This window comes from Stutzerimonas sp. NM35 (genome assembly GCF_054604355.1).
The window spans coordinates 764,501-790,848 of record NZ_CM137728.1 but is presented as its reverse complement, the minus strand read 5'-3'; the positions used below and the strand labels follow the sequence as shown (position 1 = coordinate 790,848).

Below are 26,348 nucleotides of genomic sequence, written 5' to 3'. Positions count from 1 at the left end.
AGCTGACGGTATGCTTGCCGACCCGTCACCAGGCACCCCGGAACCATGCTTATTCCTTACGACCAGCTCGAACCCGACACCCTCACCCGCCTTATCGAAGACTTCGTGACACGCGACGGCACCGACAATGGCGACGAGACCCCGCTGCAGACCCGTGTCGAGCGGGTGCGCGGGGCGCTGGCCAAGGGGACGGCGGTGATCGTTTTCGACGTGGAACACCAGCAATGCCAACTGGCGCTCAGGCACGACGTGCCGAAGGAGTGGCTGGAGGATTGAGGAAAACTCGTAGGGCCGAAGAATCAGCCCAGCACGCCGCCATCCCGCTCCCAGGCACAGCGCATGCGCAGATCGCGCTGGTGCGGGCTGTGCGAGCCGCTTTCGGTTTCCCAGCGGAAGGTGTGGGTGCCGTTGAGTTCGGTTTCGAGGTGGACCACCGCGCTGGTCCAGTAGAGCTCGTCGAGCAGTGCCTCGAAGTTGCGCACCCACAGCGCCCACTCGTATTCCACCGCCCGATAGCTGGCGCCGAAGTGAATCACCTGGGTCTGATACAGGCCTTCGTCCTGGCAGCAGGAAAACATTTCCCGCCCGATAAAGGGCCAGCCCTCCCCCTGCGGAAGGCTGTCCAGCGCACGGCGATTGACGGCACGGCGCACGCGGCACTGCTCGGCGTCGGCTGATGGCCAGTCGCGGATACTGCCGTAGACGATGGATTCGGGCTCCACAGGCTCACTCCAGAGGAAAGCCCGGCATATTCAACCAATTTCCGCCGGCATTCCAGAGTCACGAACGCTCACGCCGAACCTCTCATCGCCCGAGGTGATGCAGGCCACAGTTGCACAGCTCAGCCCGACGTCGCGGACTGGTCGCGGCGCGGCGCCAGGCCCAGCGCCAGTATGGACATCAGCGCCGACATACTCGCAAGCACCAGAAAAGGCCAGCGGTAATCGCCGGCAAGATCCCGTCCCAGACCGGTCAGCACTGGCGACAGGCACGCCAGACAATAACCCGTGCAGAGCATCATCGCGGTCAGGCGGCTCACCGCCAGCGGCGTGCTCGCTTCGTACATCGGCAACAGCATCGACAGAGAGAAGGTCCCGTTCAGGGCGACTCCCAGCAGCATGCAGATCGCCAGCGGCTGAACCTGCGGAACCCAGGCGATCAGTAGCAGGCACACCGTGGCCAGCACACCGCAACTCGACATCAGCAAGTGCCGCTTGCCAAAACGCTGAGCCAGCCAGGGCAAGGCGAAAGCGCTCGGCAAGCCGATCAGCATGAAACCACTGAAGAACGCGTTGCTTTGCGGCAGGCTGAAGCCGACCTCGTGATAGCGCGCCACCAGCCAGGTCGCCAGTGCGTAGAACAGACCGGCCTGCAGCGCGAAATAACAGCTCACCAGCCAGGCCCTCGGCTCACCCCAGGGCAGACCGGTGCGACTCTCGCTGGCTGGCTCCGGCTGGTTCGGCAAACGCCACCAGACCGCCAGCGCCAGTACCGCCGGAATCGCCCAGAGCGCCAGCGCCCAGGTCCAGCGCTGCCCCAGCCACTGCACCGCCGGTGCTGTCAGCACCACGCCGAGGGTTCCGCCCACCGCCATGCTCAGCGAATAGAACGCCGCCGTCTGCCCCATGCGGTCGAGAAAATAGCGCTTGATGAAGCCCGACAGCAGCGGCCCGGCGACCGCAATACCGGCGCCGACCATGGCCGCGGTGGCGATCAGCAGTACCGCGTTGTCGCCCAGCAGGCGCAGCGCCAATGCCACGCCGATCAGCCCCAGGCACAGCGCGATGGTCCGTTCCAGGCCGAAACGTACCGCCAGGCGAGGCGCCAGAGGGGCCAGCAGGCCCATCAACAGGACCGGCAAGGCGGTGGTCAGGCTGATCAGGCCGCGACTGAGGTCGAGCACCGCGGCGATATGCTCGATCAGGGGCGCAAAGGAGGTGATACCAGGGCGAAGATTGATGGCGGCGAGCACCAGAGCCAGCATGAGCAGCCAGCGGGATGGGTTGTTCACAGTGCATCCTGAAGCGGACCGGGAGCGGGTCGGTCACCCTACCCCCGCCCCTCCGTTCGATCAAGCCTTTTGGACTCGTCAGTCAGGTTTATGCTTGCTGAGCATCTTCTCCGTCATCGTGATCATCTCGTCGTAGATCGACTGGGGGTCGTGCCGCTTGGCTTTCCAGGCCATGCGCCCCTGCTCGTGGGGCAGGATCATGAACACGCCTTCGGCGACCTGCCGATGAATATGCTCGGCAATATCGGCAGCGGTGATCGGCGAGGCTTCCAGCAGCTTGCTGACCTGGGCCTTCATGCCGGGTGTCGGACCCCGGAAGGAATCCATCAGGTTGGTCTGGAAGAATGACGGGCAGACTACATGGACGCCAACGCCCTGCGGCTTGAGCTCCACCAGCAGGCTTTCCGACAGGGCCACCACACCGGCCTTGGCCACGTTGTAGTTGCTCATGCCCGGCGCCTGCATCAGCGCCGCCATGGAAGCGATGTTGATGATCGTGCCACGACTTTCCCGAAGCAGCGGCAGGAAGGCCTTGCAGCCTTTGACCACGCCCATCAGGTTGATCGCGATCTGCCAGTCCCAGTCTTCCAGCGAGAGCTCGTCGAAGAAACCGCCCGAAGCGACTCCGGCGTTGTTCACGACCACGTCGATGCCGCCCAGCTTGACCTCACACGCCTGCGCCAGTGCCGTCAGCTGGCTGTAGTCGCGCACGTCGCAGCGCTGGGTGAAACCGTCGCCGCCGGCTTCGCGAACCCTTTCCAGCGTTTCGGCCAGGCCGGTTTCATTGACGTCCGAGAGCGCCAGGCGCCAGCCTTCACGCGCCCAGCACAGGGCGATCTCACGCCCAAGACCGGAACCGGCACCCGTAACCATCATGCGATTTTGCATCGTTCGCCGCCTTTCGTTCGTTGAGTCGCAGCGAGTCTAGCGAAAGCCAATGTCCGCCCTGACCTTCATTCAAGCACTGAATGACGGGTGCTTTGCCTGGGCGCTGAAATGCAAAAGGGCAGCCCCTGGGCTAATGCCAGTCAGTTAAGCGCTACAGCTTGACCTTCTGCGCGCTGAAACGAAAATCCGATGCTTGTTTTGAGCATCGGATTTTTTATGCGACTTTCCCGCGCTTTGGCACTGACTCACGAAGTGGCATCTGCTACTTACTCCCTTGACGAACTAGGGGCGCTGCTTGATCCAGACCTAGTTAGCACCGCACTGGAAACGGCGGGAGTGGCGACCCTGCGTAAGCGACGTCTCCCTCTTGAAGCCATGATCTGGTGCGTGATCGCCATGGCGTTGTTTCGCCGGATGTCGGCCTGGGATGCCGCGAGCCGTATGGGCATCATGCTGCCTGGGCAGAAGCCATTGGTAGCACCCAGTGCAATCGTGCAAGGTCGCCAGCGTTTGGGCAGCGCTGCGGTGCGAGAGGTCTTTTCCCTGACTCAACAACGCTGGCATGCCAGCGCCAATCACCCCACTTGGGCCGGTTTGCGCCTGCTCAGTGTCGATGGCGTGGTCTGGCGCACACCGGATACGGCCGACAACCGCAAGCACTATGGCAGCGCCAGTAATCAGCATGGCGATACCGGCTATCCCCAAGTTCGCATGGTCTGCCAGATGGAGCTGACCAGCCACATGCTGGTGAATAGTGCTTTTGCCGGCTACCACAGCAACGAGATGAAACTGGCCGAACAACTGATCGACAGCACACCCGATCACTCGCTGACCTTGTTCGACCGTGGCTTCTATTCACTGGGGTTACTTCATCGCTGGCAACAGACAGGCACTCAGCGCCATTGGTTACTGCCGCTGCGAAAGGATGCTCAATACGAGGTGCTGCGTAAGTTAGGGCGCCACGATGCCATCGTCTCACTAAAGACCTCGCCGCAGGCGCGTAAACAATGGCCCGACCTGCCAGACACGCTACAGGCTCGGTTATTAAGCAAGACCATCAAGGGCAAAGTGCGGCAGGTACTGACCTCAATGATCGATCCTCTGCGCTTCCCTCCAGACGAAATCGTGGATCTGTACAGCCAGCGTTGGGAAATCGAACTGGGCTATCGAGAAATGAAGCAAGGCATGCTCGCGGGTCACTACACACTGCGTAGTAAAACGCCGGAGATGATTGAACAAGAACTGTGGGGCGTACTACTGGGGTACAACCTGCTGCGTTATCAAATGCTGGAAATGAGTCGCCACTGCCCTGGCATCTACCCCTGCGAAATGAGTTTCACCGCTTGCACCTGGGCGATTCTGGGCTTCTTGAACGGGGTCTCTTTGAATCATCCAGGCAACATCCCTCGCTACCTGGCTGAACTACAGGCCTCAGCCATGCACTACGTCCTACCTCATCGTCGTGAGGATCGCAGTTATCCGCGAGCGGTCAAACCCAAGCCGTCCAAGTATCCGACCAGAAATAAAAATGCCAGTCAGCTTAACTGACTGGCATTAGCCCCTGGGCTGCCCTTTTACGTGTACCGCTCTAGCCGATCATCAGTGAGCGACGGCGCCAGTGGCCCCCAGCCCGGTCTGCGAACGCACGAACTGCGGGAAGAACCGCGCGCGCTCTTCGCCGGCACTGCGGCTCTTGTCGGTGATCGAGAAGAACCAGATGCCGATGAAGGCCACGGTGACCGAGAACAGCGCCGGGTAGGAGTACGGGAAAATCGCCTCGGCGTTGCCCAGTACCTGCACCCATACGGTCGGGCTGAGGATGGTCAGGACCAGCGCGGTGAACAGGCCCAGCGAGCCACCGAACAGTGCACCACGGGTGGTCAGATCCTTCCAGTACATGGAAAGGAACAGCACCGGGAAGTTGCAGCTGGCGGCGATGGAGAAGGCCAGACCGACCATGAAGGCGATGTTCTGCTTCTCGAAGGCGATACCCAGCAGGATCGCGATCACACCCAGCGAGAGCGTGGTGATCTTGGTCACACGCATCTCCTCGGCTTCCTTGGCCTTGTCCTTCTTGATCACGCAGGCGTACAGGTCATGGGACACCGCCGAGGCGCCGGCCAGCGTCAGACCGGCGACCACCGCCAGGATGGTGGCGAAGGCGACCGCGGAGATGAAGCCCAGGAACAGGTTGCCGCCGACCGCTTCGGCCAGGTGCACCGCCACCATGTTGGTGCCGCCGATGATGGCGCCAGTGGCGTCCTTGTACTCGGGATTGGTGCTGACCAGCAGGATCGCGCCGAAGCCGATGATGAAGGTCAGAATGTAGAAGTAGCCGATGAAGCCGGTGGCGTAGAACACGCTCTTGCGCGCTTCCTTGGCATCCGACACGGTGAAGAAGCGCATCAGGATATGCGGCAGGCCGGCAGTACCGAACATCAGCGCCAGGCCCAGGGAAATCGCCGAAATCGGATCGGTCACCAGACCACCGGGGCTCATGATGGCCGCGCCCTTGTCATGCAGCTTGACCGCCTCGGTGAACAGCGCGCCAAAATCGAAGCCCACGCTCTTCATCACCATGATGGCCATGAAGCTGGCGCCGGACAGCAGCAGCACCGCCTTGATGATCTGTACCCAGGTGGTGGCCAGCATGCCGCCGAACAGCACGTACATGACCATCAGCACGCCGACCAGGATCACCGCGATCATGTAGTCCAGGCCGAACAGCAACTGGATCAGCTTGCCGGCACCGACCATCTGCGCGATCAGGTAGAAGGCCACCACGGTCAGCGAGCCGAAGGCCGAGAGGATGCGGATCTGGGATTGGCCGAGGCGATAGGAGGCCACGTCGGAGAAGGTGAACTTGCCCAGGTTACGCAGGCGTTCGGCCATCAGGAACAGGATCAGCGGCCAGCCGACCAGAAAGCCGATGGAGTAGATCAGCCCGTCGTAGCCACTGGTGAATACCAGTGCGGAAATCCCCAGGAAGGACGCCGCGGACATGTAGTCGCCGGCAATCGCCAGGCCGTTCTGGAAGCCGGTGATGCTGCCGCCGGCGGTGTAGTAATCAGCGGTGGAGGTGTTGCGCTTGGCCGCCCATTTGGTGATCCCCATCGTGAACGCGATGAAGACCACGAACATGATGATGGCGGTCCAGTTGGTCGCCTGCTTCTGAACTTCGCCTGTCAGGGCTTCGCCGGCCAGCAGCAAGGGAGAGGCTGCCAGCAGGGCGGCAGCGATCAGGAAACGGGATTTCATTACTTCTGGGCCTCGTCGAGGATTTCCTGGTTGAGTCGGTCGAACTCGCCGTTGGCTCGCTGTACGTAGATACCGGTCAGGATAAAGGCCATGAAGATCACGCCGATACCCACCGGAATACCCCAGGTGGTGACGCTGCCGGCAGCGAGCGGAATGCCAAGAACCGCTGGCTCGAACGCGATAATCAGAATGAAGGCCAGGTAGGCGCCAAGCATCAGGCTCGACAGCAGCCAGGCAAAGCGACCACGCTTTGTGACCAACTCCTGGAAACGCGGATTGTCATAGATCTGCTGGTAAAGATTTTCGTTGCTCATTGAGTGTTCTCCGCACATTCCTCGCCCTCCAATGAGAGCAGGGGGCGGTACTTTAGGGCCGAGCCAGCCGAACGCCACTCGACGATGGTCTTGTTTTTATTTTCCTGAAACCTGCGTTCTAGACGCATGCGTGGCATATTGCCGCGCACATAGAAGACGACTATTCCGCTCATCATGTTTCGTGATTTCCCGATCACACCGGGCTGACGCAGACTCCACCCAACAGAGAATAATTCTCGACTGCAATGTCAGGAGTCGGCCATGACCAAGACCATCACTTTCACCCTGATGCACTTCTGCATCGCCTTCTCGGTGACCTATGCCTTGACCGGAAGCCTCGCTGCTGGTGGCCTGGTAGCTGCAATCGAACCCCTGTGCAATTCCGTGGGTTTTTATTTTCACGAGAAGATCTGGCAGCGACTGGACAAGCGTCAGCCCGCGCAAACTGCGATCCCGGCCCATGCCTGGTTGCATCACCAGGCCTGACCCCCTTCTTTAAATCCCGGTATGGCTTTCAATCAGGCTGATTGCCATCGCGTGCAACCAGAAAGCTGCGCGGCGGTCAATGTAGGAGTACAAGGAGTCCGAAGCGGAGCGTGACGGCTAACTCAGGCTCTCACCCCGTCCATGGAGATGTTCCCGATGCGATTGCCGTTGTTATCCGCCCTGCTCGCGCTGGTCATGACGCCTGTTCATGCAGCGGATATCAGTATCGAAGAATATGGTTACCCCTTGAACAACCCCTTCGAGGCGACTATCGCCTCGACCCCTGTGGAGTTGCGCGTCGAAGTCCCCGCCAATGAGGATATCGATCAGGCCGACTACAGCCTGCGCTTGCGCCCCGAACGCGAGTTCATCCTGCCGGACAATTTCTGGGCGGTGAAAAGACTAACCTATCGCCTGGCCCGCCAGCCCGGACCTGCGCCGTTGATATTCATCATCTCGGGTACGGGCGCAAGCTATGCCGCAGGCAAGACCGAGTCGCTGAAACGCCTCTTCTACGGCGCCGGCTATCACGTCGTACAACTGTCATCGCCGACCAGCTTCGACTTCATCGCCGCCGCCTCGCGCCATGCCACGCCGGGCTACAGCCCCGAGGACGCCAAGGACCTGTACCGGGTCATGCAGGCGGTCCGGGCGCAGCAGCGCGACCTGCCGGTCACCGAATTCCACCTCACCGGCTACAGCCTGGGCGCGCTCAACGCGGCTTTCGTCAGCCAGCTGGACGAGACACGACAGAGCTTCAACTTCAAGCGCGTCCTGCTGCTCAACCCGCCGGTGAACCTCTACACCTCGATCAGCAACCTGAACAGGCTGGTGCAGACCCGCGTGGAAGGCATCGACAGCAGTACCACCTTTTACGAACTCATCTTCGACAAGCTCACCCGCTACTATCGCCGGCAAGCCGTGATCGACCTCGATGCGGCCATGCTCTTCGACTTCCAGCAATCCCCCATGCGGTTGACCGATGAGCAGATGGCGATGCTGATCGGCTCGTCCTTTCGCTTCTCCTCCGCCGACATCGCCTTCACCTCCGACCTGATCAACCGCCGTGGCCTGATCGTGCCGCCCGGCTACCCCATCGACGAAGGCACCAGCCTCGAACCCTTCTTCCGGCGTGCACTGCTGTGTGACTTCGATTGCTACCTGACCGAGCAGCTGATTCCCATGTGGCGCGCCCGACAGGGTGGCGGTGGCCTGCAGCAGCTGATCCAGCAGGTGAGCCTTTACGCGCTGGAAGACTACCTGCGAGACAACCCCAGAATCGGCGTGATGCACAATGCCGACGACCTGATCCTGGGCCCTGGCGACTTGGGCTTTCTGCGCCGCACCTTCGGCGAACGCATGACCCTGTACCCGCGCGGCGGGCATTGCGGCAACCTCGACTACCGGGTCAACGCCCGCCATATGCTGGAGTTCTTCCGTGGCTAGGACGCTGATGAGAAAACTGGGCGCGACCACCCTGCTCGTGCTGCTGGCCGGCATCGCCCATGCACAGACAACCATTGCCGACGAAGATGGCTTCACCCATCCGCTGCGTACATTGAACTTCAATCCGGGGCTGAATCAGCGTGAATTCGAGCGCGCCACCTTCGATGCGCTGGACATCCACGACCCCTGGGAATCACTGAACCGACGCATGTATTACTTCAATTACCGCCTGGACCAGTGGGTGATGCTGCCGGCGGTGCGCGGCTACCGCTATGTCACGCCCCGGATCGTGCGCACGGGCGTGAGTAACTTCTTCAACAACCTGGGCAATATTCCCACGCTCTTCAACAGCCTCGCTCAATTCAAGGGCGAGCGGGCGATGAACACCACGGCCAGGTTGCTGTTCAATACGGTAATTGGCATTGGCGGCATCTGGGACCCGGCCACTCGCATGGGCCTGCCTCGCCACCGTGAGGATTTCGGACAGACGCTGGGGTTTTACGGAGCGCCCCACGGGCCGTACCTGATTCTGCCGGCGCTGGGGCCGTCCAATCTGCGCGACACCACAGGGCTGGTGATGGATTTTACCGTCGAGAGGCAGGTCGATTATTTCCGCTACTCCGAGGCCAGCGGCGGCGAGTCCGGCCTGACCGCACTGCGCCTGATCGACCTTCGCCACGGCACCAGCCTGAGATATGGCCAGCTCAATTCGCCCTTCGAGTACGAGAAGGTCCGCTACATCTACACCAGGGCGCGGGAACTGCAGATCGAGGAATAGCAGAGTCTGTTCCCGTTTCGTTCGCGGTCGCGACCTAGTACAGCTTCGCCTCGCCCTCAGGCCGCGTCTTGAAGCGGCGATGGGCCCACAGGTACTGCTCGGGACACTGGCCAACCGCCTCTTCGATCCAGGCATTGACCCGCCGGCAATCGGCCTCCTCGCTTTCCCCCGGAAAGTCCGCCAGCGGCGGATGGATCACCAGCCGGTAACCGCCGCCATCAGCCAGGCGTTCCTGGGTATAAGGGAGCACCCGCGCACGTCCCAGCCTGGCGAACTTGGTGGTGGCTGTGACGGTCGCCGCCGGGATGCCGAACAGCGGCACGAAAATGCTTTGCTTGCGCCCGTAGTCCTGATCCGGCGCGTACCAGATCGCACGCCCCGCACGCAGCACCTTGAGCATGGCGCGCACATCCTCGCGCTCGATGGCCGTGGCATCGTCATTGTGCCGCTCGCGCCCGCGCCGCTGTACGAAGTCGAACACCGGGTTCTTGTGCTCGCGGTACATGCCGTCGATGGTGTGGTGCTGACCGAGCAGCGCCGCGCCGATTTCCAGGGTGGTGAAATGCAGCGCCATCAGGATCACGCCCTGCCCTTCGGCCTGCGCCTGCTGCAGATGCTCCAGCCCCTCGACATGCGCCAGCCGCTGCAAGCGCGCCCTGGGCCACCACCAGCTCATGGCCATCTCGAAAAAGGCGATACCGGTGGAGGCGAAGTTCTCGCGCAACAGACGCTCGCGCTCACGGGCGCTCAGTTGTGGGAAACACAGTTCGAGATTGCGCCCGGCAATGTGTCGCCGCGAACGGGCAGTCCGGTACATCAGCGCGCCCAGGCCGCGCCCCAGCAGCAGCAGAACCTTGTAGGGCAGCTGGACCACCAGCCACAGCAAGCCCAGGCCCAGCCAGAGCGGCCAGAAACGCGGATGAACAAAGGATGCGCGAAAGCGGGGACGATCCATCGGCAAGCTCGAACCGGTAAAACGGCGCATTCTAAGCCCTCAGAAGAAAAAATGCCGACGCCGCTGGCTTCATGCGGCTGCTTTTGCCTTTGTTTTTCCTGCCGTTTGCTGCTTGCGACTTGCAGCTCCCCGTCTGCCCCGTTATAAGTTCACGCCATTTACCGCAGCAGACAGACCATGAGCCAAGCCGACCTTCTCGACCAAGTTCCCGTGTTCCAGCTCAAGGGCAGCATGCTGGCCATCACCGTGCTGGAGCTGGCGCAGAACGATCTGGAACGTCTCGACCGGCAACTGGCCATGAAGGTCGAGCAGGCGCCCGACTTCTTCAACAACACGCCCCTGGTGCTGGCACTGGACAAGCTGCCAGCCGACAGCCAGCCCGACCTTCCCGCGCTGATCGCCCTGTGCCGCAAGCACGGCCTGCGCACCCTGGCGCTACGTGCCGCTGATCCGCAAATCATCGAAGCGGCGAATACGCTCGATCTGGCCGTATTGCCACCCTCCGGGGCACGCGAGCGCAAGCTCGACCTGTCCGCCAAGGCAGCCGCCGAACCCGCCAAGCCAGCCGAACCGGTCTATCGCCCCACCCGTATCGTCACCACACCGGTACGTGGCGGCCAGCAGATCTATGCCCAAGGTGGCGATCTGATTGTGCTGGCCCCCGTCAGCCCCGGTGCGGAACTTCTCGCCGATGGCAACATCCATGTCTACGGTCCGTTGCGTGGTCGTGCCCTGGCCGGCATCAAGGGCGATGCCAATGCACGGATCTTCTGCCAGCAGCTCGGCGCCGAAATGGTTTCCATCGCCGGGCAATACAAGGTGGCCGAAGACCTGCGGCGCGATCCCTTGTGGGCCGAGGCGGTACAAATGAAGCTGTCCGGCGACGTGTTGAACATCACCCGCCTTTAACGGATACTTCCGCGAATTTTTCAAGACCAACGGGCACCTGGACGCCGACTCGGCTGAAGGTCCCGATTTCCATATTCTTAGGGTGAATCACCTTGGCCAAGATCCTCGTAGTCACTTCCGGCAAAGGTGGCGTCGGCAAGACCACTTCCAGCGCCGCCATCGGTACCGGCCTCGCCCTGCGTGGCCACAAGACCGCCATCGTCGACTTCGACGTCGGTCTGCGTAACCTGGACCTGATCATGGGCTGCGAGCGCCGCGTGGTGTATGACTTCGTCAACGTCATCAATGGCGACGCCACCTTGACCCAGGCCCTGATCAAGGACAAGCGCCTGGAAAACCTCTACGTGCTGGCCGCCAGCCAGACCCGCGACAAGGACGCGCTGACCCTCGAAGGCGTCGGCAAGGTCATCGACGAACTGGCGCAGAACTTCGAATACGTGATCTGCGATTCGCCGGCCGGTATCGAGAAGGGTGCGCACCTGGCGATGTACTACGCCGATGAGGCCATCGTGGTGACCAACCCGGAAGTTTCCTCGGTGCGTGACTCCGACCGCATGCTCGGCCTGCTGGCAAGCAAGTCGCGCCGTGCCGAGAACGGCCAGGAGCCTATCAAGGAGCACCTGCTGCTGACCCGCTACAACCCCGAGCGCGTGGTCAAGGGCGAAATGCTCGGTGTCGAGGACGTCGAGGAAATCCTCTCCATCCGCCTGCTGGGTGTCATCCCCGAATCCCAGGCGGTGCTCAAGGCCTCGAACCAGGGCGTGCCGGTCATCCTCGACGACCAGAGCGACGCTGGCCAGGCCTACAGCGACGCGGTGGACCGGCTGCTGGGCAAGGAAGTCAGCCACCGTTTCCTCGATGTCAAGAAGCAGGGCTTCCTGGCGCGTCTGTTTGGAGGTCGAGAATGAACCTGCTGGACTTCTTCCGCGAGCGCAAAAAGAAGGAAACGCCCGCCTCAATCGCCAAGGAACGCCTGCAGATCATCGTCGCCCACGAGCGTGGCCAGCGTAACGAGCCGGACTACCTGCCGGCGCTGCAGAAGGAGCTGGTCGAGGTGATCCGCAAGTACGTCAACATCGACCAGGACCAGGTTCAGGTCGCACTCGAAGACCAGGGCAGCTGCTCGATCCTGGAGCTGAACATCACTCTGCCGGACCGCTGAAAATCAGCACTGGATCTGCTGCGCGTCGGCCCTGCGGCGTTAAAAACAGGCTCGGCAAGCCGCTTGCGGCTAACGCACTTCAGCGCGGCCCGAAGGGCGAACGGAGTGAGTCATGCTCATTCAGGCCACTAAACTCGTACGCGAGCCCGGTCCGTTCCTCGCCTGTTTGATTCGCTGGCGCTCACCCTTCGGGCCAGCCTTCGGCTGTTACTCCCGTTGGTCGTAGCGCCTTGCAGGGCTCTAGCTCGCGAGACCCAGAGCAGATTTTTGCATAGTGATACTGCTGACGAACGGCGGCTCAAAGGCCGCCGTTTCCGTTTATGGAATTCGTAATGCCCCTGAACAATATCCAGATCGTCCACCAGGACGCCGCCCTGCTGGTGATCAACAAGCCCACCCTGCTGCTCTCGGTGCCCGGTCGCGCCGAGGACAACCGCGATTGCCTGGTGACCCGCCTGCAGGAGAACGGCTTTCCCGAAGCGCGCATCGTGCATCGGCTGGACTGGGAGACGTCCGGGCTGATCGTGCTGGCCCGCGACGCCGACAGCCACCGCGAACTGTCGCGCCAGTTTCACGACCGCGAGACGGAAAAGGCCTATACCGCGCTGTGCTGGGGTTTGCCTGCACAGGACAGCGGCAGCATCGACCTGCCCCTGCGCTACGACCCGCCGACCAAGCCCCGGCACGTGGTCGATCACGAACTGGGCAAGCACGCCCTGACCTACTGGCGCGTGATCGAACGCTACGCAAACCACAGCCGCGTCGAACTGACGCCCATCACCGGGCGTTCCCACCAGTTGCGCGTACACATGCTGTCCATCGGTCATCCGCTGCTGGGCGACCGCCTCTATGCCCACGAACAGGCGCTCAACGCCCATGAACGGCTGTGCCTGCACGCCAGCATGCTCGCCCTGACTCATCCACAGACCGGCGAACGGATGCGCTTCGACTGCCCGGCACCGTTCTGATGAACGACTTTCTGCAGGCGACCCGTGGCGCACCTGCGCACCCCAGCCTTCACAAAGCCCTTGCCCTGTGGTCCCGTGAACCCGCCCAGGCACTGGACCTGGGCTGCGGCGCCGGACGCGATAGCCTGGCGCTGCTCGCCGCGGGCTGGGAAGTCGTCGCGCTCGACCGCGACCCGCAAGCGCTGGCTCTTCTGCGAGAACAGGCAGCCATGCATGCGCCTGGCAGGCTGTCCACGCTATGCCGAACGTTCGAAGATACGACCGCCTTGCCGGCAGCGGACCTCATCAATGCCAGCTTCGCACTGCCATTCTGCCAACCGGACGCATTCAACGATCTATGGCTGCGGATAACCCGGAGTTTGCGTGAAGACGGTCTGTTTACCGGACACTTCTTTGGCCCACGCGACGATTGGGCGAGAAAAGACTTCAGTATTCACAGCCGGGATCAGCTGCTGCAGCAGCTCGAAGGCTGGACGCTGCTTGAACTCAGCGAATTCGAATACGACGGCAAGACAGCGCTTGGGCGGGCCAAGCATTGGCATTTATTTGAAGTGATCGCACGAAAGGACTGAAACCGGCTTCAGCCACGGCAGACTGCAGTCTCACCAGCCGATGGGATAGACTTTCCCGTCCTGCCGTCCGGAGCCCCCCATGCGCGAAGAACTCAACCAGGGCCTGATCGATTTTCTCCAGGCCTCCCCCACGCCGTTCCATGCCACCGCCAGCCTTGCCCAGGCCTTGCAGGCCGCCGGTTTCAAGGCGCTGAACGAAAGCGAGACCTGGCACACCGAGCCTGGCGGGCGTTACTACGTCACCCGCAACGACTCCGCGATCATCGCCTTCCAGCTCGGCAGCAAATCCCCCGTCGAACACGGCATGCGCCTGGTCGGCGCCCATACCGACAGCCCCTGTCTGCGGGTCAAGCCGCAGCCGGAACTGCAGCGCCAGGGCTTCTGGCAGCTGGGGGTGGAAGTCTATGGCGGCGCCCTGCTGGCGCCCTGGTTCGACCGCGACCTGTCCCTGGCTGGGCGCGTCACCTACAGCCGCGACGGTCGCATCGAAAGCCAGCTGGTCGACTTCAAGCTGCCGATTGCCGTGATCCCCAGCCTCGCCATCCACCTCAACCGGGAGGCCAACCAGGGCTGGGCCATCAATCCGCAAACCGAACTGCCACCGATCCTGGCCCAGATCGCCAGCGAAGAAAGCCCGGATTTCCGCGCCCTGCTGGCCGACCAGCTCAGCCGTGAACACGGCCTGCTCGCCGACGTGGTGCTGGATTTCGAGTTGAGTTTCTACGACACCCAGGGCGCCGCCGTCATCGGTCTGCACGGCGACTTTATTGCCGGCGCGCGGCTGGATAACCTGCTGTCCTGTTTCGCCGGGCTGCAAGCCCTGCTCCGGGCCACGCCGGATGAAAGCTGCGTACTGGTCTGCACCGATCACGAAGAAGTCGGCTCGGCCTCCATGTGCGGCGCGGACGGTCCCTTCCTGGAGCAGGTGCTGCGTCGCCTGTTGCCCGATGAGGAAGGATTTCAGCGCTGCATCAACCGTTCGCTGCTGATCTCCGCAGACAACGCCCATGCGGTACATCCCAATTACAGCGACAAGCACGACGGCAATCACGGGCCGAAACTCAACGCCGGCCCGGTGATCAAGATCAACAACAACCAGCGCTATGCCACCAGCAGCGAAACCGCAGGCTTCTTCCGCCATCTCTGCCTGGAAAACGAAGTATCGGTGCAGAGCTTCGTCACCCGCAGCGACATGGGCTGCGGGTCCACCATCGGTCCCATCACCGCCAGCCAGCTGGGCGTGCGCACCGTCGACATCGGCCTGCCAACCTTCGGCATGCACTCGATTCGCGAGCTGGCCGGCAGCCAGGATCTGGCGCAACTGGTCAAGGTGCTCAGCGCCTTCTATTCGAGCCCGACGCTGCCCTGAAGCAGACCGGGCGAGCACCCGTCTGGCACCTCACTGCAGGCCGGGGTCGATCACCAGCGCCAGCTTGCCGGACACGCTGTTGCTGGCCAGCAGCTCGAACGCGGCCTCCACGTCGCCAATCGGGAAGGTCCGCTCCAGACGCGGTGACAGCTGCCCGCTGGCCAGGAGCGGCCAGACTTTATCTTTCAGCTCGGCCATCAGCCCGGCCTTGTCGTCGGCGTCGCGGCTGCGCAGGGTCGAGCCGATCAACTGCACGCGCTTGGCCAGCAACGCGCCAAAATCCAGCTCGCCCTTGCGCCCGCCCATCAGCCCGATCATCACCCAGCGCGCATCCCTGCCGAGCAGTTGCAGGTTGAGTGCGGCATATTTGGCGCCCACCGGATCGAGAATCAGATCGAAGGGGGCGAAATCACGCAACGCTTCCAGCGTCTCGCCGCGCAGCACACCGCCTTCGGCGCCCAGGGATTCGCAGTAGGCCAGACGCTCGGTCGAACCGACACTGACCCAGCAGGGATTACCGAATGCCTTGCACAGCTGGATCGCCGCCGACCCGACGCCGCTGGCACCGGCGTGCAGCAGCACCTTTTCACCCGGTCGCAAGGCGCCGAGGCGGTACAGGTTGAGCCAGGCGGTGGCGTACACCTCGGGAATCACCGCGGCCTCATGCAGCGACAGCCCCTCGGGAACCGGTAGCGCATGCCGCCCATCGACGACCACCTCTTCCGCCATGCCGCCACCGGCCAACAGTGCGCAGACGCGATCACCCACCTGCCAGTCGCTGCCCGCACCCACCTCGCTGATCACGCCCGAGCACTCCAGGCCAAGGATATCGGTCACCCCGGCTGGCGGCGGATAATGCCCGGCACGCTGCAGCAGATCGGCCCGGTTCAGCCCCGCTGCGGCTACCCGGATACGCACCTGTCCCGGAGCGCATTGCGGCGCGTCTCGTTGCGCCCACTCCAGTTGTCCCTCGATACCTTGCAAAGCCTTCATGCTGCCTCCATATTGTTGAAACTTGCGTTCGTCCAACATCACTCGCTGACGTTCGCAACCGCCTGTTACCATCGGGCTATTATTTTTCACCGTCGACCAGTGACTGCGGCCGGCGCCCAACATGATGGCCTAATATGCGTTATTACCCAGCCTCACGTCGCCCCTCCCGCATTAAACGGTCCCTGACCTTCGGCGTATTCGCCCTGTTCATCGGCCTGCAGACCTCGTCTGTGCTGGCCAAACCAAGCGCAAGCGCCTGGGATTACCTGCAGCCCGACCGCGATCAGGTGATTGCCAGCCTCAATGTGGTCGAGCTGCTCAAGCGCCACCATTACAACAAACCTCCGCTCAATGATGCCCGCTCGGCAAAAATCTTCGACAGCTATATCGAGATGCTCGATCCGTCGCGCAGCTATTTCACTGCCGGCGACATCGCCAGATTCAAGGCCTGGCGCAACGATTTCGACAACTACCTGAAGAACGGCAATCTCGAGCCCGGCTTCGCCATCTACAGGCTGCACCTGGAGCGCTTGCAGGGTCGCCTGCAATACGCCCTGAGCCTGCTGGAAAAAGGCGTGGACCACTTCGACTTCACCCTTGACGAGGAATTGCTGGTCGACCGCAAGAGTGCCGCCTGGTCGAAGGACATGGCGGAACTCGACGACCTCTGGCGCAAACGCGTGAAGGACGAAGTACTGCGGCTGAAGATCGCCGGCAAGGACTCCAAAGCCATCGAGGAACTGCTCACCAAGCGCTACCGGAACCAGCTCTCGCGCCTGGACCAGACCCGTGGCGAAGACGTCTTCCAGACCTATATCAATGCCTTCGCGCAGTCCTACGATCCGCACACGCAATACCTGTCGCCGGACAACGCGGAAAACTTCGACATCAACATGAGCCTCTCCCTGGAAGGCATCGGCGCCGTCCTGCAGAGCGACAACGAACACGTCAAGGTGGTGCGCCTGGTGCCGGCCGGCCCCGCCGAGAAGAGCAAGCAGATCGCCCCCGCCGACAGGATCATCGGCGTCGCCCAGAGCGACGAGGAAATGGTCGACGTGATCGGCTGGCGGCTCGATGAGGTGGTCAAACTGATCCGCGGCCCCAAGGGTTCGGTCGTTCGCCTCGAAGTGATCCCGGCCAGCAATGCGCCCAACGATCAGAACAGCAAGATCGTCGCCATCACGCGTGAAGCCGTGAAGCTCGAAGAGCAGGCCGCCAAGAAGTCGGTCCTCAACCTCCAGCATGAGGGCCGCGACTACAAACTCGGCGTCATCGAAATCCCGGCCTTCTACCTCGATTTCAAGGCCCTGCGTTCCGGCGACAAGAACTACAAGAGCACCACTCGCGATGTGAAGAAGCTGCTGACCGAACTGCAGCAGGAACAGGTCGATGGCGTGGTGATCGACCTGCGCAACAACGGTGGCGGCTCGCTGCAGGAAGCGACCGAACTGACGGGGCTGTTTATCGAGCAGGGGCCGACCGTGCTGGTGCGCAACAGTGACGGTCGTGTGGATATCCTGGCCGACGAACAGCCCGGCGCCTTCTATACGGGACCGCTGGCAGTACTGGTCAATCGCCTGTCCGCCTCGGCCTCGGAAATCTTCGCCGGTGCGATGCAGGACTATCATCGGGCGCTGATTCTTGGCGGCCAGACGTTCGGCAAGGGCACGGTACAGACCGTGCAGCCGCTCAACCACGGCGAACTGAAACTGACGCTCGCCAAGTTCTACCGGGTTTCGGGGCAAAGCACGCAACATCAGGGCGTGATCCCGGACATTTCCTATCCAGCTGAAGTCGATACCAGCGAGATCGGCGAAAGCGCCCTGCCCGAAGCCCTGCCTTGGGACAGCATTCGCGCCGTGCACAATGAAGACATGAATCCGTTCAAACCCTTCCTTGCCGAACTCAAGGCCCGTCACGAAACACGGACCGGCGAAAACCCCGACTTCGTTTTCACCCGCAACCGCCTTGCCCTCGCCCAAGAGTTGAGCCACGAAACCACGGTCAGCCTCAACGAAGAAAAACGTCGGGCGCAGCAGGACAGTATCGAGAAGCGCCAGTTGACGCTGGAAAATGCCCTGCGCGAGGCCAAGGGCGAGGAGCCCCTGGCCAAGCTGGAGCGCGAAGACGAAACGACACCGCATGTCGAAGACAAGAAAGGCAAACCCGAAGACGACGCCTACCTCGCGGAAAGCGGAAGAATCCTGCTCGACTGGCTGGGACTGAATGAGGCCGTGGCCAAAAACAGCCTGCCAAGGGAATAGCATTCCACCGGATGTCATCAAAATGACATCACCGTATCGTGAAATGAGAAGAGCCGCCTGAGCGGCTCTTCTCATTTCACGATACGGAACCATCATGACCGTCACCGAGCAGTTGAGCACTCTCGATCACATCCTTGCTCACGGCGGCATCAGCAGTCTTTTCCAGCCCATCATTTCACTGTCCGAACGCCGCATAGTCGGCCATGAAGCACTGACGCGAGGCCCGTCGGATAGCTCGCTGCATTCGCCCATCAACCTGCTCGCAGCAGCACGTCACGGCGACCGCCTCAACGAGCTGGAAATGCTCTGTCGCGAAAACGCCTGCCGCCGCTACAGCCAGCTACACCTGCAGGGGCGGTTGTTCCTCAACGCTTCGCCGGAAACCCTGCTCGATGCGAGCCACAAGCCTGGCCGCACGCTCGAGTTGCTGCAGCGATACGGCATTCCTGCGGACAAAGTCGTCATCGAACTGACCGAACAGATGCCGACCGATGACTTCGAGCTGCTCAATACGGCCTTGCACCACTACCGCAACATGGGTTTCTCCATCGCCCTGGACGATCTGGGCGCCGGCTATTCCAGCCTGCGCATGTGGTCGGAGCTGCGCCCGGATTACGTCAAGATCGATCGCTACTTCATCGATGGCATTCACCGGGACGCCGTCAAGCGCAGGTTCGTCGAATCGATCCTGAAGATAGCCAGAGCCGCCCAGGCACAGGTCATTGCAGAAGGCATCGAACTGCCTGAAGAGCTGAGCGTGCTCGCGGATATGGGTATTGACCTGGTTCAGGGATACCTGCTGGGTCGGCCAGAAGAAAAGCCCTGCGTTGACATAGCCAGCGCACTGCCAAACACGCCCGTGTGTGACGGGCCATTCAATGAGCAAAGCGAGGATCTGTCCGCCCTGGTGCTGAAACAGTCGGCGGTCTCCGTCACGCAGCCCATTGCCGAAGTGCTGGAGCTGTTTCGCCGGCAGGCCAACCTGAATTCAGTTGCGGTCCTGGACGCAATGAACGCCCCTGTCGGTATCGTTCATCGCAGCCTGCTCTCCGATGCCTTGCTCAAGCCCTTCGCGACCGAGCTGCTGGCGCGAAAAGCCATCAGCAGACTGATGAGCGATGACTTTCTCGCCGTGGAAGTCGGTCAGTCGCTGCAACAGGTCAGCCGCCTACTGACCAGCCGCGCCCGGCAGCGTATCGAGGAAGACTTCGTGATTACTCTCAACGGCAAGTATTACGGGCTGGGACGGGTGATCGATGTACTGAAGCTGATTACCGAAATGAAAGTCCAGCAGGCCCGCCATGCCAATCCGCTGACCCTGCTGCCAGGCAACGTGCCCATTCAGCAATGCCTGACACGCCTTCTGCACGAAGGCCGCGAAGCCGTTATCTGCTACGTGGATATCGATCACTTCAAGCCTTTCAACGACATTTACGGCTACGCCAAGGGTGACGAAGCCCTGCTCTGTCTTGCCCGTTGCCTTGATGAGCAGATCGATTCGAGCTGTGACTTCATCGGCCACATCGGTGGCGATGACTTCATGCTGGTCATGGGACCACAGGACTGGTCAGGAAAAATCAGCCGTCTATTCGCTGCGTTCGAGCAGCGTTGCCAATCGTTCTACCATGACGAACACCTTGCGGCAGGTTGCTTCATCGCCGAGGGGCGTCAAGGCAGCATGGAGCGCTATCCACTGCTTTCACTTTCCATCGGTGCCGTTCATGTGAAACCCGATACCGCAGCCGAACTCGATGCGGCGCATCTGGCCAAACTCGCTTCGCAAGCCAAACGCCTGGCCAAGCACACTTCCGGTTTCAGCCTGCACGTCGTTGATACTGCACAGCAGGCTTCCCAAGATCAGAGCCCCAACCCGGCGGCCCTGGCCTTGTAATGCTCGGCCTGCTGTTTATCGCACGCCAGGCCGTGGCCACCCGCCGTGTAGAGCTGCGACAGACGAGTCGCAGCCAATGGGTGGCCAGCCTCGACCGCACGCTTCCACCAGTACGCTGCCTGGGTGCCATCGGGGCCGTGGGTAGCGTCTTCACTGAGGCTGACGACACCCATCTGATAGGCGGCCTTGGCATCGCCCGCCTCGGCCGCCAGACGCAGCAAACGTATGCCTTCCCTTTTCGCACCATAGCCCTGGCCGCGAAAAAGCAGGATATGACCGTAGAAACTCTGTGCTTGCGTATCACCAATACCGGCCATGCGGGAAAACTGGCCCTCCATCCAGCGCCACAGCTTCGGCTGCTGCACAGCCCAGCGTGACCCCATCAGCCTGCGTGCAATCCAGTAACCTGCGCGTGCGCGAACCTTGAGCAGTATCACGGTGCCTCCGGATAGTCGAATTCAAACACTCGCGCCACTTCTCCTGCGTGCCAGGAGGCGGCAGCCGTGCCATCAACGGGGCCGCAAAAACGTCCCAGGCGAGCGGCGCACTCGAAAAACCCGGTCCTTGGCAAGCGACTGGCGCTCTGGCTGATCACCAGCACGCTGCGCAGCGGTCGTCCCGCCTGAGCATCGAGCATCGCCAGATGCTCCAGCGCAGCCGTCAGGGTCTGCATGGCGGGAGTCGGCAGTTGAAGTCGTTCGAGCAGGGAACGATAGGTCACCAGATGACGCTGCAGCCGGGCATCATTCAGCTCATCGAGCAGCGCATGCCAGTGTGGCCGGCTGATACGAATCGGCGCCGCTCCGTCTCTCACACTTGCGGGTCCCATTGTGCAACCTCCAGGGCACGTGCCAGCGCACGGCGTATGGGCTCGCCCGGATCACGCTCGCCCTGCTCGATCAGGGCCAGATAAGCCGGGCTGATACCCACCGAACGTGCCAGCACTTCCTGGCTCATACCCCTGGCTTCCCGCAAGGCCGACAGTTCACTGAACCTGGGCGAGGCAACCGGGGCGGGCTTGACGCCCGCATCGATGGAAGGCCGGCCAAGCGCATTCAGCAGAGCCTGATAGTCGGCCCAGGGCAACACTGCATACTCCGGCTCGCCATCCCGCATGATGGTTTGAACATTCATCCGCTACCTACCTGCTGTTCGATTCCGTAGAAGCGAATCTTAACAGCCCGGAGACAGCTTTTTAGCCAAAGGGGCCGCATCACTGAATGAAACGCAAGCATGAATTGACTTTTTAAAGACAATTAAGCGCACAAAAGGATTAATCCCTGCCATTTCGCGTCTATTCAGTCATTCAGCTATTCCACCTTGGGCTCATCGGCAGCAGGCAAACGCATCAGTCCTGCGCGCGTCTCTGCCGACTGGCTGTCTCGCCAGGTGCGGAAGGCCTCCAACTCACCAGACCATTTGCGCATCACCCAGCCCAGCACGGCAAGGTCGTCGATGAAGCCAAGCCCCGGAATCCAGTCCGGAATGGCATCCAGTGGCGCCAGAAAATACAGAAGGCCGGCCACCACTGCGATCAGTGCGGGTTTGCTGACGGCCCGGTATTCACCTCGCCACCAGGCGACGCACAAGGCCTGAAGCAGCCCGAGCTCCTCACGCAGGCCCTTGATCAGCCCGCCTCGCGAGGAGCTCTTGCGAGCGACGGCGAGAAGAACCGCCGGCAGCCTTCCACGGGCCAGAACCCGTTGCGCTATCGGTAGATATTTCATCAATCGCCAAGGTACTTTCATCGCCGCACTCCAAAGCCAGCCCTCAAAGCCCATCCTGTTTGGGCTCCAGCCGCTTATCCACAAAAGCTGTGGATAACACTGTGAACAGATTATGGATGACTGCCTCAAACGCCCGTCTGATGCGGTCTCCAAACAGATCGACGAGTTTTTGCGCAGTCTTCAAAAAAGCTTATAAATCAATAGGTTATGTGATTCAGAGAAAAACCGTAAATCCGCTTTCACAAGCGAGGCAGCTTGCATTCAAGAATGTGCATAACCGTAACATGTCAATGCTTTTTTCACGCGCTTTCAGCTTTTCCTGACAAAGAAGGTTGTTCCAGCAGAGACAATGACGCGCAGCCTGGCGTTCACGGCCAATCACAGCTTTGCTGTCTGCCATGAGAAGACGCCAGCCAAGCATTTTTCACGGCAGCTCACAACGGGCCACATTGCTATAGGCAGGGTATATACCTGAAGCACGACGAAAAAAGCCGGTCGAAAGACCGGCTTCAGGGCGATTAAATACCTGTTCAGTTCAGGCTGAGTTTGGCCCGGTTTCTGTCCAGGATTGACGTACCGATCCCCTTGACCTCCAGCAACTCGTCAACGGAGCTGAACGGGCCATGCGCTTCGCGGTATTCGACAATCGCCTTGGCTTTTGCCGCACCTATTCCCTTGAGTTCACGGGTCAGGGTTTCGGCGTCGGCGGTGTTGAGATTCACTTGTGCAATCGCCGCCAGCGCAACGCTGGTGGATTCGACAGGCTTTGTCTCGGCGGCGTGGCCGCCCACGGAAAAACCAGTGAGCAGGGCCAGCAATGTTGCGCAGATAAACGACTTGTTCATTGTTCACATCCTTTTGAGTGTCGGAATGATCCGGCGCGGTACTCCATGCGCCGCGACAACCACTTTAAGATGCAATCACCACAAGTCAAACAGGGGGCCACCCGTTTTGTGACCCAGATCGCTCGAACGCTCTATCACATCTTGTTGAACAGATTCAGGCCCGCAATCTTCACGTAGCTCTGCTGGGCCGCTTCGAGAATGATGGTCTGGAATGACAACCGCGACAGTGCTTCGGCGTAATCCAGCTCGCGCAGTTCGGCCTGCACCGACTTGTTGACCAGCGCCACATCTTCGTTGTCGGTCAGGGTGGTCTCGATCACGTTCCGTCGCGCGCCGATGTTGCCCCGGGTGGCATCCACACTGACCATGCCGTGATCGAGATTGGTCAGGCTCACGGCCACCGCATCGCGTATGTCGGCATTGCAGGAGGACGGATCTTCCAGGGTCATGCGCAGGCTGGCGATGGTGTCGAGAATACCCTGCTTCTGTGCGCTGGGATCCAGCCGGATTTCTACCGATTCACCTTGGATCGGCACACCATCGAACTTGATCATCACGCCGCGAAAAACTAGCTCGTCGGCAGTTTTCTCATCACCATCGACCACTCCCGAACCGATCACCTGAGACGGGTCGGCATAGGGATCGGAGAAATCGCCAGGTGGATTGGCCAGATCGTAGACGATGTAATCGGTATCGGACGTGAAGTGGATACCAATGCCCGCCGCCGGAAATGCCGGATTCCCCGCAACAGCCACTTCATCCTGCACCAGGGGCGCGGAAACGCTCCACGTCGAGCCTGGTGGGGGTGGAGTCGATACGGTATATCGCCCTGCGTTGGTCACATTCTCGAATACCGCCTTGCCGTTGTCGCTGATGGCGATGTTCAACGAACTGGCGATCTGCAGCTTGCGCTGGCCTTCATCCCCCTGATAGCTGTAACTGCCATCCGCGCCACGCACGAAAGGCTGGGTCTTGCCCTGGAAGCCGGAGAACAGGTACTCGCCGCGCGCATTGCGGGTATTCATCAGCGACAGCAGCTCGTCTTCACGCTCACGCAGCTCGGCAGCGATGGATTTGCGATCCTCAGCATCGAGAGAACCGTTGCCGGCCCGCAGAGCCAGTTCGCGCACGCGAAGCAGCACGGTATTCACCGAGCTGAGTGTCACTTCTTCCTGGGTCAGGCTGTTGTCCGCCGCCGTCAGGTTGGCGTTGTACTGGCCGAGCACGTTCTGTTGCTGTTCGAGCTGCAACAGGCGCACCGAGGCGACGGGGTCGTCGGCTGGTGTAAGAATACGATTGCCGGTACTGATCTGTTCCTGGGTCCGGGTCGCGTTGGCGTAGTTGCGCTGCAGCCCGGCGACGCCGTTGTTGAATGCTTGCAAGGTGGAAATGCGCATGGTCGGGCCTATTAACGGAAGGTGCTGATCAATGTATCGAACAGGGAGCGCGCAACTTGAATGATCTGTGCCGAGGCGTTGTAGTACTGCTCGAACTTGATCAGGTTGGCGGCTTCTTCGTCGAGGTTTACCGCCGACAGCGAGTCGCGGTTGTCCTGGGCCTGTTTGAGGATCGCGCCGGTGGCATCGCTGTCCATCCGCGCCTGGGCGGTCAGGGTACCGACGCGCTCAACCAGTTCGCCGTAGCCGTCGGTGAAACTGGTGCCCGATGTAACTTTCCCATCAGCCCCGGCGGATACGTCGAGGGTCTGCTTGCTCTGTAGATCAACCAGCTTCAGTGCGTTGCGGTTGTCGGAAACGCCGCTCTGATTGAACTTGAGCGAAAAGCTGTCGTTCGTCTGCGGTCGTCCGCTGATACTCAGCTCAAACTGGTAGACCTCGTCTGGAGCCGCCGTGTAGGCGAGCCGGACGGTGTTGCTGTTGCCTGACTTGAACTCAGGCGTAACTGGATCGCCGGTCGTTTCATCGACCAGTGGATCCCCATTTTTGTCCACATAGGCCCAGCCGGCTGGTAACGCATTGGCGGCGGTCAGGGTATAGGTATCGCCGCTGACGCTTGCCCTTAGCTCCAAGCCGCCGCTAGGGAAGGCAGTGTTCAGTTGATCCAGCTTGATCGGCGAAGGCCCAGAAACCATATCCGGCTGGCCAATAACCCCAGTGCCCGCATTCTGCGGAGCACTTTCTGCCCGCACTGGTGCGGCAAAGGCAAGCTGGTCCGCCTGATCAAGCACAGTTGCGATATCCGTCGCGCCGCGTCGCGTGGGCTGCAGGGTGAACTTGTCGCCAGCCAGCGGTGTTCCAGTTACCTGCACGGTGAAGCCCTGATCACGACCATTCTGGTCGGTGAAGGTCAGGACGCCGCCATTGCTCTCGACTTTCATCGGCTGGTTGTCGCTCAGCCGACGGGCCTTGTAGCCGCTCGGGGAGCTCCCGTCATACTCCATCAAATAATCGCTAGTGGTGAGCAGGCTGGTTTCGCTGATCTTCAATGACGCATCAGCAGGAGTTGCCGTGTCCAAAGAGGGATTACCGCTGAACGCTAAAGCCCGCAGTCCTGCCAGAGCCTCGTCGTTATAGTCACCAAACAGCGCCGACCCCACCTGCCCCTTCAGATCCAGGCCTTGCCCCAGCTGACTATTGACCTGATCACTGACCGCCAGCGCCAGTCGGCCCAGCGAGTTCATGGTCGAATCCAGCACTTCTTCGCGATAACGGATCAGCCCGCCCAGCTCGCCGCCGGTGATCTGCGAGGTGATGCCCTGCCGCGAGCCGCCGCTGACGAACTGCACCTCATGGCGGTTGGGATCGCCCTGACCCGGCACGACTTCCAGCCGCGCTGCACTACCGCCCACCACCAGTGGCTGGCCGCTGCCGATGAAGATATTGAAGCTGCTGTCGTCCTGCGGAACCACGGTGACCCCGATATAGGTCGACAGCTCGCGCACCGCCTCATCCCGCGCATCGAGCAGGTCATTGGGTTGCTTGCCGTTGGCGGCAGCGACGGCGATGGCCTCGTTCAGGCTGCCGATACTCCCCGCCAGCCGGTTGACCTGGTCAGTTACGGCGGACATCTGCTTGTTGGTGAAGCTGTTCTGCTCCGAAAGCCGGTCATAAACGGTATTGAAGCGACGCGACAGCCCTTCGGCTTCCGCCAGCACCAGCTGCCTGGCCGGGATATTGGCCGGATCTTCGGCAGCCGTCTGCAGCGCCGAGAAGAATTTCTGCAAGGATGGGGTGATGCCCGTGGTAGTACCGGCCAGCAACGAATCAAGTTGATTGATCTGGCTCTTGTAAGCCTCGACATCGCTGCTCAACGCGGTGCTGCTGCGCAACTGGTTGGTGAGGAATTCACTGTAGGTCCGGCGAATCTCCACCAGCGTGGTGCCGGAGCCGATATAACCAGCGCCGCTGAACTGCGGCGAACGCGTCGCCTGGGTCGCATCCTGGCGGCTATAGCCCGGCGTGTTGACGTTGGTGATGTTGTGGCCGGTGATGGACAGCTGGGTCTTGCTGGCGGAGAGGCCCGACAGGCCAATGCTCAGTAGGTCAGACATG

At 61.2% G+C, this 26,348-nt stretch carries 27 protein-coding genes; 13 read left to right on the top strand and 14 right to left on the bottom strand.

Going from position 1 to position 26,348, the window contains the following annotated elements; genetic code table 11:
* Positions 1–45 precede the first annotated feature (45 nt).
* On the top strand, positions 46–276 hold the full coding sequence (locus tag ACYCFC_RS03850; protein WP_459653161.1) for a YheU family protein: 231 nt from the start codon (positions 46–48) through the stop codon (positions 274–276).
* Positions 277–299: 23 nt separating this feature from the next.
* Here the strand turns inward: ACYCFC_RS03850 and ACYCFC_RS03845 are convergent, their stop codons facing one another.
* The 3 genes from ACYCFC_RS03845 to ACYCFC_RS03835 form a co-directional block, all read right to left on the bottom strand.
* Positions 300–722, bottom strand: a complete 423-nt coding sequence (locus tag ACYCFC_RS03845; protein ID WP_459653160.1) for a hypothetical protein — start codon at positions 720–722, stop codon at positions 300–302.
* Positions 723–841: 119 nt separating this feature from the next.
* Positions 842–1,984: an MFS transporter gene (locus tag ACYCFC_RS03840; protein ID WP_459653948.1), complete on the bottom strand. Its 1,143-nt coding sequence runs from the start codon at positions 1,982–1,984 to the stop codon at positions 842–844.
* Between the two features lie 105 nt (positions 1,985–2,089).
* Positions 2,090–2,899, bottom strand: a complete 810-nt coding sequence (locus tag ACYCFC_RS03835) for an SDR family oxidoreductase (RefSeq protein ID WP_459653159.1) — start codon at positions 2,897–2,899, stop codon at positions 2,090–2,092.
* A gap of 216 nt (positions 2,900–3,115) precedes the next feature.
* Here ACYCFC_RS03835 and ACYCFC_RS03830 point away from each other — a divergent pair, with 216 nt between their 5' ends.
* Entirely contained in the window at positions 3,116–4,447 is a 1,332-nt protein-coding gene (locus ACYCFC_RS03830; protein ID WP_459652377.1) for an IS4 family transposase, read from the top strand.
* A gap of 51 nt (positions 4,448–4,498) precedes the next feature.
* On the opposite strand, the gene ACYCFC_RS03825 is transcribed toward ACYCFC_RS03830, so the two are convergent.
* Both ACYCFC_RS03825 and ACYCFC_RS03820 read right to left on the bottom strand, forming a co-directional pair.
* Positions 4,499–6,157 (bottom strand): cation acetate symporter, encoded by a 1,659-nt coding sequence (locus ACYCFC_RS03825; protein WP_459653158.1) that lies wholly within the window; start codon positions 6,155–6,157, stop codon positions 4,499–4,501.
* A complete protein-coding gene (locus ACYCFC_RS03820; protein WP_459653157.1) occupies positions 6,157–6,471 on the bottom strand; it encodes a DUF485 domain-containing protein in 315 nt (104 codons plus the stop codon). The genes ACYCFC_RS03825 and ACYCFC_RS03820 overlap by 1 nt, the downstream gene beginning before the upstream one ends.
* A gap of 261 nt (positions 6,472–6,732) precedes the next feature.
* On the opposite strand from ACYCFC_RS03820, the gene ACYCFC_RS03815 reads away from it, so the two are divergent.
* The 3 genes from ACYCFC_RS03815 to ACYCFC_RS03805 all read left to right on the top strand — a co-directional run bounded on the left by ACYCFC_RS03815 (position 6,733) and on the right by ACYCFC_RS03805 (position 9,181).
* Positions 6,733–6,957, top strand: a complete 225-nt coding sequence (locus ACYCFC_RS03815) for a DUF2061 domain-containing protein (protein WP_181083104.1) — start codon at positions 6,733–6,735, stop codon at positions 6,955–6,957.
* 195 nt (positions 6,958–7,152) lie between these two features.
* Complete coding sequence (locus ACYCFC_RS03810; RefSeq protein WP_459653947.1) at positions 7,153–8,403, top strand: serine/threonine protein kinase; 1,251 nt, start codon at positions 7,153–7,155, stop codon at positions 8,401–8,403.
* A 7-nt stretch (positions 8,404–8,410) separates the two neighbouring features.
* Complete coding sequence (locus ACYCFC_RS03805; RefSeq protein ID WP_181083183.1) at positions 8,411–9,181, top strand: MlaA family lipoprotein; 771 nt, start codon at positions 8,411–8,413, stop codon at positions 9,179–9,181.
* A 34-nt stretch (positions 9,182–9,215) separates the two neighbouring features.
* On the opposite strand, the gene ACYCFC_RS03800 is transcribed toward ACYCFC_RS03805, so the two are convergent.
* Positions 9,216–10,136: a lipid A biosynthesis lauroyl acyltransferase gene (locus ACYCFC_RS03800; protein ID WP_181083106.1), complete on the bottom strand. Its 921-nt coding sequence runs from the start codon at positions 10,134–10,136 to the stop codon at positions 9,216–9,218.
* A gap of 177 nt (positions 10,137–10,313) precedes the next feature.
* Between ACYCFC_RS03800 and minC the strand changes: the two genes are divergently transcribed.
* The 6 genes from minC to ACYCFC_RS03770 all read left to right on the top strand — a co-directional run bounded on the left by minC (position 10,314) and on the right by ACYCFC_RS03770 (position 15,116).
* The gene (minC, locus tag ACYCFC_RS03795) at positions 10,314–11,045 is read left to right on the top strand and encodes a septum site-determining protein MinC (protein WP_459653156.1); all 732 of its coding nucleotides are present in this window, start codon (positions 10,314–10,316) and stop codon (positions 11,043–11,045) included.
* Between the two features lie 92 nt (positions 11,046–11,137).
* Positions 11,138–11,953: a septum site-determining protein MinD gene (minD, locus tag ACYCFC_RS03790; protein WP_181083108.1), complete on the top strand. Its 816-nt coding sequence runs from the start codon at positions 11,138–11,140 to the stop codon at positions 11,951–11,953.
* Entirely contained in the window at positions 11,950–12,207 is a 258-nt protein-coding gene (gene minE, locus ACYCFC_RS03785; protein WP_181083109.1) for a cell division topological specificity factor MinE, read from the top strand. Before minD ends, minE begins: the two co-directional genes overlap by 4 nt.
* A 332-nt stretch (positions 12,208–12,539) precedes the next feature.
* Positions 12,540–13,175 carry an RluA family pseudouridine synthase gene (locus ACYCFC_RS03780; protein WP_459653155.1) on the top strand — a complete coding sequence of 212 codons (636 nt, stop codon included), beginning with the start codon at positions 12,540–12,542 and terminating at the stop codon, positions 13,173–13,175.
* Positions 13,175–13,747 (top strand): class I SAM-dependent methyltransferase, encoded by a 573-nt coding sequence (locus tag ACYCFC_RS03775; protein WP_459653154.1) that lies wholly within the window; start codon positions 13,175–13,177, stop codon positions 13,745–13,747. The genes ACYCFC_RS03780 and ACYCFC_RS03775 overlap by 1 nt, the downstream gene beginning before the upstream one ends.
* 79 nt (positions 13,748–13,826) lie before the next feature.
* Positions 13,827–15,116, top strand: coding sequence for a M18 family aminopeptidase (locus ACYCFC_RS03770; protein WP_459653153.1), 1,290 nt, complete (start codon positions 13,827–13,829; stop codon positions 15,114–15,116).
* 30 nt (positions 15,117–15,146) lie between these two features.
* Here the strand turns inward: ACYCFC_RS03770 and ACYCFC_RS03765 are convergent, their stop codons facing one another.
* The gene (locus ACYCFC_RS03765) at positions 15,147–16,109 is read right to left on the bottom strand and encodes an NAD(P)H-quinone oxidoreductase (RefSeq protein ID WP_459653152.1); all 963 of its coding nucleotides are present in this window, start codon (positions 16,107–16,109) and stop codon (positions 15,147–15,149) included.
* Positions 16,110–16,279: 170 nt separating this feature from the next.
* On the opposite strand from ACYCFC_RS03765, the gene ACYCFC_RS03760 reads away from it, so the two are divergent.
* Entirely contained in the window at positions 16,280–18,373 is a 2,094-nt protein-coding gene (locus ACYCFC_RS03760; protein ID WP_459653946.1) for a carboxy terminal-processing peptidase, read from the top strand.
* Between the two features lie 94 nt (positions 18,374–18,467).
* On the top strand, positions 18,468–20,264 hold the full coding sequence (locus tag ACYCFC_RS03755) for an EAL domain-containing protein (protein WP_459653151.1): 1,797 nt from the start codon (positions 18,468–18,470) through the stop codon (positions 20,262–20,264).
* On the opposite strand, the gene ACYCFC_RS03750 is transcribed toward ACYCFC_RS03755, so the two are convergent.
* The 7 genes from ACYCFC_RS03750 to flgK all read right to left on the bottom strand — a co-directional run bounded on the left by ACYCFC_RS03750 (position 20,231) and on the right by flgK (position 26,347).
* The gene (locus tag ACYCFC_RS03750) at positions 20,231–20,698 is read right to left on the bottom strand and encodes an SEL1-like repeat protein (protein WP_181083184.1); all 468 of its coding nucleotides are present in this window, start codon (positions 20,696–20,698) and stop codon (positions 20,231–20,233) included. The genes ACYCFC_RS03755 and ACYCFC_RS03750 overlap by 34 nt on opposite strands.
* Complete coding sequence (locus ACYCFC_RS03745; RefSeq protein WP_181083116.1) at positions 20,698–21,093, bottom strand: hypothetical protein; 396 nt, start codon at positions 21,091–21,093, stop codon at positions 20,698–20,700. The genes ACYCFC_RS03750 and ACYCFC_RS03745 overlap by 1 nt, the downstream gene beginning before the upstream one ends.
* Positions 21,075–21,398: a helix-turn-helix domain-containing protein gene (locus tag ACYCFC_RS03740; protein ID WP_459653150.1), complete on the bottom strand. Its 324-nt coding sequence runs from the start codon at positions 21,396–21,398 to the stop codon at positions 21,075–21,077. The genes ACYCFC_RS03745 and ACYCFC_RS03740 overlap by 19 nt, the downstream gene beginning before the upstream one ends.
* A gap of 176 nt (positions 21,399–21,574) precedes the next feature.
* Positions 21,575–22,012 (bottom strand): YkvA family protein, encoded by a 438-nt coding sequence (locus ACYCFC_RS03735; protein WP_181083118.1) that lies wholly within the window; start codon positions 22,010–22,012, stop codon positions 21,575–21,577.
* Between the two features lie 509 nt (positions 22,013–22,521).
* Entirely contained in the window at positions 22,522–22,836 is a 315-nt protein-coding gene (locus tag ACYCFC_RS03730; RefSeq protein ID WP_181083119.1) for a ComEA family DNA-binding protein, read from the bottom strand.
* Between the two features lie 134 nt (positions 22,837–22,970).
* Entirely contained in the window at positions 22,971–24,233 is a 1,263-nt protein-coding gene (gene flgL / locus ACYCFC_RS03725) for a flagellar hook-associated protein FlgL (protein ID WP_459653149.1), read from the bottom strand.
* Between the two features lie 11 nt (positions 24,234–24,244).
* Positions 24,245–26,347 (bottom strand): flagellar hook-associated protein FlgK, encoded by a 2,103-nt coding sequence (flgK, locus tag ACYCFC_RS03720; RefSeq protein ID WP_459653148.1) that lies wholly within the window; start codon positions 26,345–26,347, stop codon positions 24,245–24,247.
* Between the last annotated feature and the right edge of the window lies 1 nt (position 26,348).

What these genes read in the sequence shown, in the direction of transcription:
- ACYCFC_RS03850 (WP_459653161.1), top strand. Translation starts at nt 46, where the DNA reads ATGCTTATTCCTTACGACCAGCTCGAACCCGACACCCTCACCCGCCTT.
- ACYCFC_RS03840 (WP_459653948.1), bottom strand. Translation starts at nt 1,984, where the DNA reads ATGCTGGCTCTGGTGCTCGCCGCCATCAATCTTCGCCCTGGTATCACC.
- ACYCFC_RS03835 (WP_459653159.1), bottom strand. Translation starts at nt 2,899, where the DNA reads ATGCAAAATCGCATGATGGTTACGGGTGCCGGTTCCGGTCTTGGGCGT.
- ACYCFC_RS03830 (WP_459652377.1), top strand. Translation starts at nt 3,116, where the DNA reads ATGCGACTTTCCCGCGCTTTGGCACTGACTCACGAAGTGGCATCTGCT.
- ACYCFC_RS03825 (WP_459653158.1), bottom strand. Translation starts at nt 6,157, where the DNA reads ATGAAATCCCGTTTCCTGATCGCTGCCGCCCTGCTGGCAGCCTCTCCC.
- ACYCFC_RS03820 (WP_459653157.1), bottom strand. Translation starts at nt 6,471, where the DNA reads ATGAGCAACGAAAATCTTTACCAGCAGATCTATGACAATCCGCGTTTC.
- ACYCFC_RS03815 (WP_181083104.1), top strand. Translation starts at nt 6,733, where the DNA reads ATGACCAAGACCATCACTTTCACCCTGATGCACTTCTGCATCGCCTTC.
- ACYCFC_RS03810 (WP_459653947.1), top strand. Translation starts at nt 7,153, where the DNA reads ATGACGCCTGTTCATGCAGCGGATATCAGTATCGAAGAATATGGTTAC.
- ACYCFC_RS03805 (WP_181083183.1), top strand. Translation starts at nt 8,411, where the DNA reads ATGAGAAAACTGGGCGCGACCACCCTGCTCGTGCTGCTGGCCGGCATC.
- ACYCFC_RS03800 (WP_181083106.1), bottom strand. Translation starts at nt 10,136, where the DNA reads ATGGATCGTCCCCGCTTTCGCGCATCCTTTGTTCATCCGCGTTTCTGG.
- minC (WP_459653156.1), top strand. Translation starts at nt 10,314, where the DNA reads ATGAGCCAAGCCGACCTTCTCGACCAAGTTCCCGTGTTCCAGCTCAAG.
- minE (WP_181083109.1), top strand. Translation starts at nt 11,950, where the DNA reads ATGAACCTGCTGGACTTCTTCCGCGAGCGCAAAAAGAAGGAAACGCCC.
- ACYCFC_RS03780 (WP_459653155.1), top strand. Translation starts at nt 12,540, where the DNA reads ATGCCCCTGAACAATATCCAGATCGTCCACCAGGACGCCGCCCTGCTG.
- ACYCFC_RS03775 (WP_459653154.1), top strand. Translation starts at nt 13,175, where the DNA reads ATGAACGACTTTCTGCAGGCGACCCGTGGCGCACCTGCGCACCCCAGC.
- ACYCFC_RS03770 (WP_459653153.1), top strand. Translation starts at nt 13,827, where the DNA reads ATGCGCGAAGAACTCAACCAGGGCCTGATCGATTTTCTCCAGGCCTCC.
- ACYCFC_RS03765 (WP_459653152.1), bottom strand. Translation starts at nt 16,109, where the DNA reads ATGAAGGCTTTGCAAGGTATCGAGGGACAACTGGAGTGGGCGCAACGA.
- ACYCFC_RS03755 (WP_459653151.1), top strand. Translation starts at nt 18,468, where the DNA reads ATGACCGTCACCGAGCAGTTGAGCACTCTCGATCACATCCTTGCTCAC.
- ACYCFC_RS03745 (WP_181083116.1), bottom strand. Translation starts at nt 21,093, where the DNA reads ATGGGACCCGCAAGTGTGAGAGACGGAGCGGCGCCGATTCGTATCAGC.
- ACYCFC_RS03740 (WP_459653150.1), bottom strand. Translation starts at nt 21,398, where the DNA reads ATGAATGTTCAAACCATCATGCGGGATGGCGAGCCGGAGTATGCAGTG.
- ACYCFC_RS03735 (WP_181083118.1), bottom strand. Translation starts at nt 22,012, where the DNA reads ATGAAAGTACCTTGGCGATTGATGAAATATCTACCGATAGCGCAACGG.
- ACYCFC_RS03730 (WP_181083119.1), bottom strand. Translation starts at nt 22,836, where the DNA reads ATGAACAAGTCGTTTATCTGCGCAACATTGCTGGCCCTGCTCACTGGT.
- flgL (WP_459653149.1), bottom strand. Translation starts at nt 24,233, where the DNA reads ATGCGCATTTCCACCTTGCAAGCATTCAACAACGGCGTCGCCGGGCTG.
- flgK (WP_459653148.1), bottom strand. Translation starts at nt 26,347, where the DNA reads ATGTCTGACCTACTGAGCATTGGCCTGTCGGGCCTCTCCGCCAGCAAG.